Annotated in this window: 14 protein-coding genes; 6 read left to right on the top strand and 8 right to left on the bottom strand. The window is 59.9% G+C overall.

The window, feature by feature from the left end; genetic code table 11:
- Window positions 1–3: 3 nt before the first annotated feature.
- The 6 genes from R6X40_RS10810 to R6X40_RS10835 form a co-directional block, all read right to left on the bottom strand.
- Window positions 4–144 (bottom strand): hypothetical protein, encoded by a 141-nt coding sequence (locus R6X40_RS10810; RefSeq protein WP_318413391.1) that lies wholly within the window; start codon window positions 142–144, stop codon window positions 4–6.
- A gap of 47 nt (window positions 145–191) precedes the next feature.
- Window positions 192–431 carry a hypothetical protein gene (locus tag R6X40_RS10815; RefSeq protein ID WP_318413393.1) on the bottom strand — a complete coding sequence of 80 codons (240 nt, stop codon included), beginning with the start codon at window positions 429–431 and terminating at the stop codon, window positions 192–194.
- Between the two features lie 340 nt (window positions 432–771).
- Window positions 772–1,344, bottom strand: a complete 573-nt coding sequence (locus tag R6X40_RS10820; protein ID WP_318413395.1) for a sarcosine oxidase subunit gamma family protein — start codon at window positions 1,342–1,344, stop codon at window positions 772–774.
- The gene (locus R6X40_RS10825) at window positions 1,337–4,294 is read right to left on the bottom strand and encodes a sarcosine oxidase subunit alpha (RefSeq protein WP_318413397.1); all 2,958 of its coding nucleotides are present in this window, start codon (window positions 4,292–4,294) and stop codon (window positions 1,337–1,339) included. The genes R6X40_RS10820 and R6X40_RS10825 overlap by 8 nt, the downstream gene beginning before the upstream one ends.
- Complete coding sequence (locus R6X40_RS10830) at window positions 4,291–4,563, bottom strand: sarcosine oxidase subunit delta family protein (RefSeq protein ID WP_318413399.1); 273 nt, start codon at window positions 4,561–4,563, stop codon at window positions 4,291–4,293. The genes R6X40_RS10825 and R6X40_RS10830 overlap by 4 nt, the downstream gene beginning before the upstream one ends.
- A gap of 9 nt (window positions 4,564–4,572) precedes the next feature.
- Complete coding sequence (locus R6X40_RS10835; protein WP_318414197.1) at window positions 4,573–5,823, bottom strand: sarcosine oxidase subunit beta family protein; 1,251 nt, start codon at window positions 5,821–5,823, stop codon at window positions 4,573–4,575.
- 90 nt (window positions 5,824–5,913) lie between these two features.
- On the opposite strand from R6X40_RS10835, the gene R6X40_RS10840 reads away from it, so the two are divergent.
- Both R6X40_RS10840 and R6X40_RS10845 read left to right on the top strand, forming a co-directional pair.
- Window positions 5,914–6,891 carry a GlxA family transcriptional regulator gene (locus tag R6X40_RS10840; protein ID WP_318413401.1) on the top strand — a complete coding sequence of 326 codons (978 nt, stop codon included), beginning with the start codon at window positions 5,914–5,916 and terminating at the stop codon, window positions 6,889–6,891.
- Window positions 6,892–6,965: 74 nt separating this feature from the next.
- The gene (locus tag R6X40_RS10845) at window positions 6,966–7,661 is read left to right on the top strand and encodes a helix-turn-helix domain-containing protein (RefSeq protein WP_318413404.1); all 696 of its coding nucleotides are present in this window, start codon (window positions 6,966–6,968) and stop codon (window positions 7,659–7,661) included.
- Window positions 7,662–7,673: 12 nt separating this feature from the next.
- Here R6X40_RS10845 and R6X40_RS10850 read toward each other — a convergent pair whose 3' ends face one another.
- The gene (locus tag R6X40_RS10850) at window positions 7,674–8,096 is read right to left on the bottom strand and encodes a type II toxin-antitoxin system VapC family toxin (RefSeq protein WP_318413406.1); all 423 of its coding nucleotides are present in this window, start codon (window positions 8,094–8,096) and stop codon (window positions 7,674–7,676) included.
- Between the two features lie 22 nt (window positions 8,097–8,118).
- Window positions 8,119–8,361 (bottom strand): type II toxin-antitoxin system prevent-host-death family antitoxin, encoded by a 243-nt coding sequence (locus R6X40_RS10855; RefSeq protein ID WP_318413408.1) that lies wholly within the window; start codon window positions 8,359–8,361, stop codon window positions 8,119–8,121.
- A gap of 187 nt (window positions 8,362–8,548) precedes the next feature.
- Here R6X40_RS10855 and R6X40_RS10860 point away from each other — a divergent pair, with 187 nt between their 5' ends.
- From R6X40_RS10860 to glnT, 4 genes are all read left to right on the top strand, one after another.
- Window positions 8,549–9,454 carry a glutamine amidotransferase family protein gene (locus R6X40_RS10860; RefSeq protein ID WP_318413411.1) on the top strand — a complete coding sequence of 302 codons (906 nt, stop codon included), beginning with the start codon at window positions 8,549–8,551 and terminating at the stop codon, window positions 9,452–9,454.
- Window positions 9,455–9,492: 38 nt separating this feature from the next.
- Window positions 9,493–10,179: a GXGXG domain-containing protein gene (locus R6X40_RS10865; protein ID WP_318413413.1), complete on the top strand. Its 687-nt coding sequence runs from the start codon at window positions 9,493–9,495 to the stop codon at window positions 10,177–10,179.
- A gap of 15 nt (window positions 10,180–10,194) precedes the next feature.
- Window positions 10,195–11,523: an FMN-binding glutamate synthase family protein gene (locus R6X40_RS10870; RefSeq protein ID WP_318413416.1), complete on the top strand. Its 1,329-nt coding sequence runs from the start codon at window positions 10,195–10,197 to the stop codon at window positions 11,521–11,523.
- Window positions 11,524–11,615: 92 nt separating this feature from the next.
- Window positions 11,616–12,923, top strand: coding sequence for a type III glutamate--ammonia ligase (glnT, locus tag R6X40_RS10875; protein ID WP_318413418.1), 1,308 nt, complete (start codon window positions 11,616–11,618; stop codon window positions 12,921–12,923).
- Window positions 12,924–12,979 lie beyond the last annotated feature (56 nt).

Consider the following 12,979-nt stretch of genomic DNA (forward strand, 5'->3'; position numbering starts at 1 on the left):
ACCTTACTTCTTCGGCTTGGCGCCGGAAAGCTTGGGAACTTCCTTCTGGGTCGTCGCAGCGAAAGGGGTTGCCGTCTTGGCAGCTTCCTTGTCCTTTTTCGGCTTCCTGACTTCCTTGTTGCTCTTTGCTTGTCCCTTGGCCATGTGTTGTCCTTCCTCGTTTAACGTATGACGGGTGAGCACTTGCGGCTCTACCCTTTGGCATCTTCCAGATTATCTTCCGTCGTTACCCGTTCGTAGGTCTCGCCTTCGGTGCGAATCCGATATTGCGGCGAACCATCCCGGATGGGCAATGTTGCGAGAATGCGAAAAATCGTTTCGTCGCGCAATGACAAACCGACGGTACTTTTCATCCGGACCTTTTGTCCGATGGAAAAGCGGTGAAGCCGCGAGTTGGGCTGTCCTCTGGGCGGGGCGGAGTTGGTAGGCATGGCCGTTCTCCTTGACGTCAAAAATGGAAATGAAGAAAGCGGAGCCTGGCCCCGGTTTGGTCATGTCCGCTTTTTGCAAGGAGCGTCTGCCGGGTCGGGAGCTGCCAGTCCATCCGTGGTCAATTCCTGCCGAGTGCCGGCCGGAAACGTTCATATCGCGTATAATAGACGTGCCCGATCCCCATGGCGATACCAGGGGTGGACAATCGAAAATTTGGATTGAGATTGGCGGGCCGGATTATTCCAGCACCGCGAGCAGCCAAGCTTTGGCCAAAGAACGATTGCGGTCCAGCGTAGTGTCAATTGAGGTTTAATTGAGGCTCGCCACCATCCTCGTTGATCATTTGCCCGCGCGGGCATCGACGCCGAATTCAAGGCTCATCTGGATGAGTTCGTCCCAGAGGCTTTCGGCAAAACCGCGCAGCACCAGCAGCTCGAAGCTTTCCGTTCCAGTGCGGGAAATCAGCGCCGAGATATGGCCGATCAAGGTCATGGCCGAATGGCCAACCGGGAAATTCGACAGAGCGAGATCGACCGCCGTACCCTTGGCGAGGACCGCTTCGACGGATGCACCGCTGATGCCGATCCGGACACGGCCATGGCCTTGATCGGAAATGGAGGCCTTGCCATCCAGCAGCGGCGTTTTGCCGAAAATCGCTACTGCCGAGAGAGGGGCATCGCCGATGACGAACCATTGTCCCGGGCCATAGGGCCGCACGGCATGAGGCGCGCCATCGCCAATCTGCGGGATCAGACCTTTCAGATCTCCACTTCCGCGTGCAGCGAGGACATGCAGCACGTGACCTTCCGGCAGGGCCGTTAGCGTGATCCGCCCGGTGGCCGATGGTGCTCCGAACGAAACGGACTTGGCGTTGGCGAGGGCAGGGCGGTGGAGGAGTGCAAAATCAACCATGGAGCTTTCCGTTTTCCGGATCGAAGAAGACCGGGCTGCAGAGCACGGCCTTGGTGTATTCGTTTTTCAGGTCGTTCCAGACGGTAACATGTTCGCCATGGCGCTTCGGGCCATGCTTGACGAGAGCCAGGCCGATGGTCGAACCGAGATTCGGGGAGTAGCAGCTGGAGGAGACGTAGCCTTGGTCGTTGTCGAGTGACGGAACGGCGCCGTCCGCAAGGATATGCGACCCCGTCTTGAAGGTTGTCGCCGGATCGAGAGGTTTGACGCCGACCAGCGAAAGCCGGTCCTCCGCAACCAAACCTTCCCGGGACAGCATCGCCTTGCCGATGAAATCCGGCTTGGCTGTTGAGACCATCTTGGCAAAGCCGAGGTCCGACGGAATGACCGTGCCGTTTATCTCGGAATGGGTGACATGGCCCTTCTCAATGCGCATGACGCCGAGCGCCTCGACGCCATAGGGGCAGATGCCATGCGGCTTTCCGGCTTCCATGATCGCATCGGCGATCGCTTCGCCATAACCCGCTGGCACCGCCAGTTCGTAGGCCAGTTCACCGGAAAACGAGATGCGGAACAGCCGGCCGGTTAACGTGCCGCCGCAGAGCGACACTTCCTTGGCGCCGAGGAACGGGAATGCCGCGTCGGACATATCTTCATCCACCAGCGTCTGCAGGATCATCCGGGATTTCGGCCCGGCAACGGCAATCTGTGCCCATTGATCGGTCGAGGAGGAGAACTGCACGTCGAGATCGGGCCACAGCGCCTGCGCGCAGAATTCCAGATGGTTCATGACGCCTGCGGCATAGGCCGTGGTCGTCGTCATGAAGAAATGGGTCTCGCCCAGGCGGCTCGTCGTGCCGTCATCGTAGATCATCCCGTCTTCGCGCAGCATCAGGCCGTAGCGCGCCTTGCCGACCGGCAGCTTCAGGAAGGCGTTGCAATAGATCCGGTTGAGAAATTCGGCGGCATCCTTGCCAAAAATCTCGATCTTGCCGAGCGTGGAGACATCGCAGATACCGGCATTCTTGCGAACATTGAGCACTTCGCGATCGACGCTTTCACGCCAGGTGGTTTCGCCCTGTTTTGGGAACCAGGAGGAGCGATACCAGAGGCCGGTTTCGACGAAGACGGCGCCGTTCGTCCTGGCCCAGTCATGCAGTGGCGACTTGCGCACCGGCTGGAAGTGTTTGCCTTTGGAGGCGCCAGTCAGCGCACCGAAGGAGAGCGGCGTGTAGAACGGGCGGAAGGTGGTGGTGCCAACATCGGCAGGCGAGACTTTTCGCGCTTCGGCCAGAATGCCGATGGCGTTGATGTTCGACAGCTTGCCCTGATCGGTCGCCATGCCGTTGGTGGTGTAGCGCTTGGCAAGTTCGACATGGCCATAACCTTCGCTGACTGCGAGGCCGAGATCCTTGAGGTGCACGTCGTTCTGATAATCGACGAAAGCCTTGCCCTTCGATCCGTGGATCCGCCAGAGCGGCTTGGAAACGGTTGCTGTGTCGGCCGTCGGGGCAAAAGCAGCGGCTGCGTTGGAGTAACCGAGCGCCGTAAGGATCGACGCGGCTTTTCCGGCGCCGTCTGCAAGGCTGGCTTCGATGCTGCCAATCCCGGCGGCGGCACCGGCAATGGTCAGCCCCTCCTGGGTTTCCGGAGCGAGGAAAGCGGCTTTGGCATCCGACCAGACCGGTTTTGCGCCGCGATGGCAGGCGAGATGAATGATCGGGCTCCAGCCGCCGGACATGCCGAGCGCATCCGCCGCGATGGTTTCCGGGCGGCCGTTGTTAAGGACAGTCACACCCTTGATGCTCTTGCTGCCATTGGCATCGACAACGACGGCACCCGCGAGGATGCGCGCCTTGCCGGACCATGTGCGGGCCGCGTCAGGGCGGCTGTCGATAATGGCTGTGACGTCAAGACCGGCCGCTTCCAGATCGGCGGCAGTCGCATAGCCTGAAGCATCGTTGGTGAAAATGACCGTACTTTTTCCGGGGGCTATAGCCTGCCGGTTGAGATAGGAGCGCATCGCCCCTGCCATCATCACGCCAGGAATATCGTTGCCGCCAAAAACCAGCGGCCGCTCTTCGGCGCCCGAGGCGAGGATCGCCTGTTTGGCTGCGATGCGCCAGATGCGCTCGACGGGCCGGTTCGGGTTCACCGTCGCAGTGTTCTTCTGCACGCTCTCGACGGCGCCGAAGACATTGCCGTCGTACCAGCCAAACACAGTCGTCCGGGAGAGGATCTGGACATTCGGCATATCTGCCAACTCAGCCAGCGTCTGTGCCAGAAGATCCGTTGCGGATTTGCCGTCGATGGCTGCCGTTTCGGAGAGAAGCGAACCGCCCGGTTCAAAACCCTCGTCGGCAAGAATGACGCGCGCACCGCCGCGGCCCGCGGTCAGGGCTGCTGCAAGACCGGTGGGGCCAGCACCAATCACCAGTAGGTCGCAATGCGCCCAGCATTTTTCGTAGCTATCGGGATCGGGCTCATAGGTTGCGCGGCCAAGGCCCGCCGCCTTGCGGATGATCGGCTCATAGACCTTTTCCCAGAAGGCCGCCGGCCACATGAAGGTCTTGTAGTAGAAGCCGGCGCTGAGAAAGGGCGAGAGCAGGCTGTTGACGGCGCCGAGGTCGAAATCGACCGAGGGCCAACGGTTCTGGCTTTTTGCTGTGAGGCCACTGTAGAGTTCGACCAGCGTGGCGCGGGTATTGGCTTCGGTGCGGCCGCCTTCGCCGATCGTTACCAGCGCATTGGGTTCGGCTGCACCCGCCGTCAGGATGCCGCGCGGGCGGTGATACTTGAAGCTGCGGCCGACAAGCTGACGGCCGTTGGCCAGAAGGGCGGAGGCCAGCGTGTCGCCGGCAAAACCCTGCATTGGCTTGCCGTCGAAGGTGAAGTCGAGCGGCCTGGCGCGGTCGATGCGGCCGCCTTTGGAAAGACGATAGGAACTCATGCGGTCTCTCCTTCAGCGCTGGCATCTGTGACAGCGTAGATCGCGTGGGTCATCGTATCGCGCTCGACCACCAGCCAGCGGCGGCAGCCGGATGTGTGGTGCCAATGTTCCTTATGGCGCCCGCGCGGGTTGTCGCGCAGGTAGACGTAAGCGCACCAGGCGTCCTCCCCGGCATCTGGTGCCGGGCGGGTTATACCGGCATCGCCGCGAACGGTGAATTCTTCCTTGGGGCGCGGCCCGCAATGGGGGCAGGCGATCAGGCTGGCCATGTAAAGTCCTCAATGCAGATTGGGTTGCGAGCCGACGCCCTTTTCATCGATCATCCGGCCGCGTGCGAAGCGGTCGAGCCGGAAGGCGCGACCCGTTTCATGCGGTTCGTTTTTGGCGATCAGATGAGCGTAGCAGAAGCCGGAAGCGGGCGTGGCCTTGAAGCCGCCGTAACACCAGCCGGCGTTCAGGTAGAGATTGTCGATATGGGTGCGGTCGATGATCGGCGAGCCATCCATACTCATGTCCATCACCCCGCCCCAGGAGCGCAGCACCCGGACGCGCGACAGAGCCGGGATCATCGCGACGCCAGCCTCGGCAACATGTTCGACGGTCGCCAGATTGCCGCGTTGGGCATAGGAATTGTAGCCGTCGATATCGCCGCCGAAGACGAGGCCGCCCTTGTCCGACTGCGAGACGTAGAAATGTCCAGCGCCAAAGGTGACGACATTGTCGATGAAGGGTTTGAGGCCCTCGGAAACAAAGGCCTGGAGCACATGGCTTTCGATCGGCAGTTTCATGTCGACCATATCGGCGACTGTGGTGGAGTTACCCGCTGCTGCCAGCGCCAGCTTGCCGCAACCGATGAAGCCCTGGCTGGTTTCGACGCCCACGACACGGCCGCTTTCGCGGCGGATGCCGGTGACCTCACAATTCTGGATGATATCGACGCCGCGCATATCCGCACCACGGGCAAAGCCCCAGGCTACGGCGTCATGGCGCACGGTGCCGCCGCGCTTCTGCATCAAAGCGCCCTGGATCGGGAAGCGGGCATTGTCGAAATCGAGGAAGGGCAGCATCTGGCGCACCGTGTTGCGGTCCAGCAGGTCGGCATCGACGCCGTGCAGCCGCATGGCATTCCCGCGCCGCGTATAGGCATCGCGTTGTGCGTCGGAGTGAAAGAGGTTGAGTACGCCGCGCTGCGAGACCATGGCGTTGAAGTTGAAATCCTGCTCCAGCCCTTCCCAGAGCTTCATCGACAGTTCGTAGAACGGGTTGTTGCCCTGCAGCAGGTAGTTGGAGCGGATGATCGTTGTGTTGCGACCGACATTACCGGAGCCAATGTAACTCTTTTCCAGCACCGCCACATTGGTGACGCCGAATTCCTTGGCAAGGTAATAGGCCGTGGCAAGGCCATGGCCGCCGCCGCCGATGATGATGACGTCGTAGTGGTTTTTGGGAGCCGGGCTGCGCCATGCGGGCTTCCAGTCCTTGTTGCCGCGCAGGGCATTCAGAAAAACGGAAAAGGCAGAATAGCGCATGGCAATGGGATCCCGGTGAACAGCTGTGATCATGACAGGATTGCATTTCTGCACTTGCAGGAAAGAGACGTTTTAAGTCATGATTGGGACATGGTGTCAGATGACCTGAAAAACGTCCAGAAGATCGGCTTTATCCTCATCCCGGGATTCGCGTTGATGTCCTATGCCTCGGCGGTGGAGCCGTTGCGCGCTGCCAATCTTCTCGCGGGCCGGGATATTTATGCCTTGTCGGCGCATGTTGTCGACGGGGCTGCCGGGATGACGTCTTCGGGCATTCCGGTCCCCGCCACGCCGCTTCCGGGCAGAGGCTCAGGGTTCCACACGGTCTTCGTCTGCGCGGGCGGTACGCCGGTCGACTGGAATGTTCCGGGCGTTCTGACCTGCCTGCGCCAGCTTGCCCGCGACGGCGTGCGCATCGGCGGCATTTCCGGTGGTCCTTACCTGATGGCGGCGGCCGGATTGCTGGCGGATCGCGACTTTACCATACACTGGGAGCATGCTCCTGCGCTGATGGAGGCCTTTCCCGGTCTTCTTCCGCGTCAGGCGCGCTATGTCCTCGACGGCAATCGCATTACGTGTGGCGGTGGCGTGGCGCCGCTCGACATGATGCACGCGTTGATATCGGAGCGCATGGGCTCTGATTTCGCCCGCCGGGTCAGCGACTGGTATCTCCATACCCATGTGGAAAGCTCCGGCGCTCCCCAGCGCGCATCGCTGGCCGAACGTTACGGCGTCAACCATCCGGGCCTGCTTACCGTGCTTGAGAAGATGGAGGCGACAATCGAGGCGCCGCTCGATCGCCAGACCATGGCGGCGTTGGCGGGCCTGTCGCCGCGTCATCTCGACCGGTTGTTTGCGAGCCTGATGGGGTCGTCCTTTCTTCTGGAATACCGCAAGCTCCGGCTCGATCACGCCCGCCGCCTTCTGCAGCAAAGCCCGCTCTCCATTTCGGAAATCGCCTTTGCCACCGGCTTTTCCAGCGCCGGTCATTTCTCCCGCAGCTATCGTGCCGCATTCGGAGAGGCGCCGCGTTTGCAGCGACAAAATGGCAGTGCAGGGCCACGCTGACCGATATTCTTCCCGGTTGAGAAAATTTCACTCTCAGGATAGATTGAATACCTTGCAATCGGGGGTAGCGCCATATGGCGAAGAAGCAGCCAATCATCGATATCGGCCGCGTGACGGATGACGAGAAGCCGGCGCTGAAAGCTGCCTTCCTGCAGGATCCGCATGCGCTGCGGGAACCGAAGGAAAACAATCTCGAAATCGCGATCGGACATGAGGTTCGGGCGTTCCGCAAGAGGCTCGGCATCACCGTCACCGATCTTGCCACCGCCACCGGGATTTCGCTCGGAATGCTATCGAAAATCGAGAACGGCAATATCTCGCCGTCTCTGACCACGCTGCAATCTCTCTCGCGTGCATTAGGCGTGCCGGTCACCGCGTTCTTTCGCCGCTATGAGGAGCCGCGCAACGCCGTGTTCGTCAAGGCGGGCGAAGGTGTCGAACTGGAGCGGCGGGGCACCCGCGCCGGCCACCAGTACAATTTGCTCGGTCATATCGACAACAACACGGCTGGCGTGGTCGTCGAGCCCTATCTGATTACGCTGACGGCGGATTCCGATACGTTCCCCGCTTTCCAGCACGAAGGCATGGAGTTTCTCTATATGCTGGAGGGCGAAGTGGTCTATCGCCACAGCGACCGGCTCTTCACCATGCAGCCCGGCGACAGCCTGTTCTTCGACGCCGATGCGCGCCATGGCCCGGAAGAGCTGGTCAAGCTGCCGATCCGATATCTGTCGATCATTTCGTATCCGCAAACGCGCGGCGGAATCTAAAGCTCACTTCTTTCAGAGAAGGATGGTTGCAGCGCCCAAATCCGGGCCTGCGGCTGCCAATCGCTGATCCAATGTGCATAGGGTCGCCCCATGCTCCATGGCTACGGCCAAATGCAATGCGTCTCCCGACCGCAGATTCAGCGAAAAACGATCGGCCAACCTCGCCGCCGCACGAAAATGAAATGCCGAAATGTCAAAAATGACAAAGGCTTCCGAAATAAGCTGGTTAAAGGCGGCCAGCGATCGGTTGCGTTGATCGAGACCAATTTGGCCTGTTCGCATCTTGATTGACAGGGCGGACGAAAATTCGGTGATCGTCCAGTCACTTGTTGCGAGTTGCTCCGATTGCTGCGCAGCAAGCCATTGCCTCATTCGGGAAGTATTGTCCTCCGACGTCAAGGCTGCCACAAAAACAGAGGTGTCGATATACAACATCAGTGACCAAGCCTGCCTATTTTCAATAGCGATCACTGTCTCGCATCGCACGGATAAAGTCGCCGGCACTGACTTCCTGATATGGTGCGCCTTCCGTCACGGAATTCAGCCAGTCGAGATCAATGGATTTTCGCGGTGAAGAGATGGCCGTCAGTTGTGCGACGGGTTTCCCACGGCGAAGAATTTGCACGGTTTCTCCGGCCTCTGCCTGACTGACAAGTTCGCTGAGATGAGTTTTGGCGTCGGCGAGGTTAACAGTATTCATTGTTGTCTCCTGACCATTTAGTTGGTCATATAGCATTCGGTCGAATTGTTTGCAACGAAACAACATCGATCGGCCGTTTTCTCGACTCAAAAATATTGCCTGATAAGAAAATAACTTTCTTCACAGTTGAAATCCAAAACGGCAGCTGATATCCATCTTTTCATCAACGAAACGAAGGATTGTCCCCATGTGCGGAATTGTCGGATTGTTTTTGAAGGACAAGAGCCTGGAGCCGCAATTGGGTGCCATGCTGTCCGATATGCTTGTTATCATGACCGACCGCGGCCCTGATAGCGCAGGCATCGCCATCTATGGTGCGCCCTCGGAAGGCCGCGCGAAACTGACTGTTCAATCGGCCGACCCGAAGCACGATTTTGCCAGTCTTGAAGTGCTGCTGAAGCCCGTCGACTCTAGCGTGACTGTAGAGCTGAAAAGCACGCACGCGGTCATCGAGACTGATGCTAATAAGGCTACCGCCGTACGCGATCTGCTCGCCCAGGAGCGGAGCGGCATCCGGGTCATGGGCTCGGGCGACAGCGTCGAGATTTATAAGGAAGTCGGGCTGCCGAAGGATGTCGTCTCCCGTTTCGGCATTCGTGCCATGGGCGGAACACACGGCATAGGCCACACCCGCATGGCGACGGAATCGGCCGTCACCACGCTTGGTGCACATCCGTTTTCGACCGGTGCCGATCAGTGCCTGGTGCACAATGGTTCGCTCTCCAACCACAACAACCTGCGCCGCGAACTGGTGCGCGAAGGCATGACCTTCGAGACCCAGAACGACAGCGAAGTTGCCGCCGCCTATCTCACGGCCGAGATGGCCAAGGGCAAGGATCTTGGGCAGGCGCTGACCAGCGCGCTCGATGATCTCGACGGGTTCTTCACCTTCGTCGTCGGCACCAAGTCGGGCTTCGGCGTCGTGCGCGATCCGATCGCCTGCAAGCCGGCCGTGATGGCCGAAACCGATCAGTACATCGCCTTCGGCTCTGAATACCGCGCGCTCGTCAACCTGCCGGGCATCGAGAATGCGCGTGTCTGGGAGCCGGAGCCGGCGACGGTCTATTTCTGGGATCATGAGAAGGCGGCCTAACCGTGGATGTCAGCGTCAAACGAGAAAGTCTGGAAGCGATGCGCGTATTCGATCTTGCCACAATGCCGCTGCGCGAACTGAACAGCGCGCTTCACACCATTGCCCCCGGTGCCAATGATACCAATTTCGAGGTCGTCAATCCGCGCGGCAGTCATGCGGTCGCCGTCGGTATCGATCAGCCGGTGACCGTCGAAGTGCGCGGCAGCGTCGGCTATTATTGTGCCGGCATGAACGACGGTGGCGCCGTCACCGTGCATGGCTCGGCTGGACCCGGTGTCGCCGAGAACATGATGTCGGGAACGGTTGTCATCGAGGGTGATGCCAGCCAGTATGCCGGGGCGACGGGCCGTGGTGGCCTGCTGGTCATCAAGGGCAATGCCGCCTCGCGCTGCGGCATCTCTATGAAGGGTATCGATATCGTCGTTCAGGGCAATATCGGCCACATGTCCGCCTTCATGGGCCAGTCGGGTCATCTGGTGGTGCTCGGCAATGCCGGCGATGCGCTTGGGGATTCGCTCTATGAGGCCAAGCTGTTCGTGCGCGGTGAGGTGAAGAGCCTCGGCGCCGATTGCATACAGAAGGAACTCCGCGCCGAGCATATCGAAAAGCTCGCCGAGTTGCTGGACAAGGCAGGCATTACCGACGTCAAGCCGCAGGAGTTCAAACGCTACGGCTCGGCCCGCACCCTCTACAATTTCAACATCGATAACGCTGATGCGTACTAAGGCAGGGAACCGCACATGAGCTATCACAACCCCTATACCCCGCCGCGCAAGTCAGCGACTTTCGACGATTACACACTGGCAGAAATCCGCCGTGCGGCGGCGACCGGGATCTATGATATTCGCGGCGCTGGCGCCAAGCGCAAGGTTCCGCATTTCGACGATCTCCTGTTCCTCGGCGCCTCGATTTCGCGTTACCCGCTCGAAGGCTATCGCGAGAAATGCGACACATCCGTCGTGCTTGGTGCGCGCCATGCCAAGAAGCCGATCGTTTTGAAGACCCCGATCACCATTGCGGGCATGAGCTTCGGCGCTCTTTCGGGCAATGCCAAGGAAGCGCTGGGACGTGGTGCGACGATTGCCGGAACATCGACCACTACCGGTGACGGTGGCATGACGGACGAGGAACGCGGCCACAGCCAAACGCTGGTCTATCAGTATCTGCCGTCGCGCTACGGCATGAACCCGAAGGATCTGCGCCGTGCCGATGCGATCGAGATCGTCGTCGGCCAGGGTGCCAAGCCCGGCGGCGGCGGCATGCTGCTCGGTCAGAAGATTTCTGATCGCGTCGCCAATATGCGCAACCTGCCCAAGGGCATCGACCAGCGCTCGGCCTGCCGCCACCCCGACTGGACCGGCCCGGACGATCTGGAAATCAAGATCATGGAACTGCGCGAAATCACCGATTGGGAAAAACCGATCTATGTGAAGATTGGTGGCGCGCGGCCCTATTACGATACCGCACTTGCGGTGAAGGCCGGAGCCGATGTGGTCGTGCTCGACGGCATGCAGGGCGGCACGGCGGCAACGCAGGACGTCTTCATCGAGAATGTCGGCATGCCGATCCTCGCCTGCATCCGTCCGGCCGTTCAGGCGTTGCAGGATCTCGGCATGCACCGCAAGGTTCAGTTGATCGTTTCGGGTGGCATCCGTTCGGGAGCAGATGTTGCCAAGGCTTTGGCGCTCGGTGCCGACGCGGTTGCCATCGGAACGGCAGCGCTGGTTGCCATCGGCGATAACGATCCGCACTGGGAAGAGGAATACCAGAACCTCGGCACGACGGCTGGTGCTTACGACGACTGGCACGAAGGCAAGGATCCAGCCGGCATTACCACGCAGGACCCGGAGCTTTCCAAGCGTCTCGATCCCGTCACTGCCGGACGCCGCCTTGCCAACTATCTCAAGGTGATGACGCTTGAAGCCCAGACCATCGCCCGGGCTTGCGGCAAGAATCATCTGCACAATCTGGAACCGGAAGACCTTGTCGCACTGACGCTGGAGGCTTCCGCCATGGCGCAGGTGCCGCTCGCCGGCACCAGCTGGATCCCAGGCAAGGGAGGCTTCTGACCCAAACATACCTTCGGCCGTTGCACGATCTTAAAAGATAGGCAGCGGCCTTTTTACGAAAAAGTGTCTGAATAATCCAAAAGGGGAACACAGTGACACTCGATCTTGCGACTTTCGCCAAGGAAAAAGGCGTCAAATATTTCATGATCAGCTTCACCGACCTGTTCGGTGGCCAGCGGGCAAAGCTCGTTCCGGCTGAAGCGATTGCCGACATGCAGAAGAACGGTGCGGGTTTTGCCGGGTTTGCGACATGGCTCGACCTTACGCCTGCCCATCCAGATCTGTTCGCACTTCCGGATGCCTCCTCCGTCATCCAGCTTCCGTGGAAAAAGGATGTCGCCTGGGTTGCTGCCGATTGCGTCATGGAGGACCAGCCGGTCGATCAGGCGCCGCGCGTCATGCTGAAACGTTTGATCGCAGAAGCGGCCAAGGAAGGCCTTCGCGTCAAGACCGGCGTTGAGCCGGAATTCTTCCTGATTTCGCCGGATGGAGACAAGATTTCCGACGAGTTCGATACCGCCGAAAAGCCCTGTTACGACCAGCAGGCTGTCATGCGCCGCTATGACGTGATCGCCGAAATCTGCGATTACATGCTCGAACTCGGTTGGAAACCCTACCAGAACGACCATGAGGATGCGAACGGCCAGTTCGAAATGAACTGGGAATATGACGACGCGCTGCAGACGGCCGACAAGCACTCGTTCTTCAAGTTCATGGTGAAGACGGTTGCCGAGAAGCACGGCCTTCGCGCCACCTTCATGCCAAAGCCCTTCAAGGGCCTGACCGGCAACGGCTGCCATGCTCATATCTCCGTGTGGGATCTGGAAGGCAGGACCAATGCCTTCGCCGACAAGGAAATGCCATTCGGTCTTTCGGCCCAGGGCAGGACCTTCCTCGGCGGTATCATGAAGCACGCGTCGGCACTCGCCGCGGTGACCAATCCGACGGTCAATTCCTATAAGCGCATCAACGCACCGCGCACCATTTCCGGCGCGACATGGGCGCCGAATACGGTGACGTGGACGGGCAACAACCGCACACACATGGTCCGCGTTCCAGGTCCCGGCCGGTTCGAGTTGCGTTTGCCGGATGGTGCGGTCAATCCGTACCTGCTGCAGGCGATCATCATCGCGGCGGGCCTGAACGGCATCCGGAAAAACGCCGATCCGGGCCGTCACTGGGACATCGACATGTACAAGGAAGGCCACACCGTTACCGGCGCACCGCTCCTGCCCTTGAACCTGCTTGATGCGCTTAGGGAATACGACAAGGATGAGGAACTTAAGGCGACGCTCGGCAAGAGTTTCTCCAGTGCTTACCTGAAACTCAAGCATCAGGAGTGGAATGCCTACGCTTCGCATTTCACCGACTGGGAACGGCAGACGACGCTCGATATCTAAGCGTCAGGCCAAGTTCCAAGATCAGAAGAGACGGCATGGCCTGTTCCTGCTATCCG

This window comes from Rhizobium sp. PL01 (assembly GCF_033447125.1).
Classification (GTDB): domain Bacteria; phylum Pseudomonadota; class Alphaproteobacteria; order Rhizobiales; family Rhizobiaceae; genus Pararhizobium.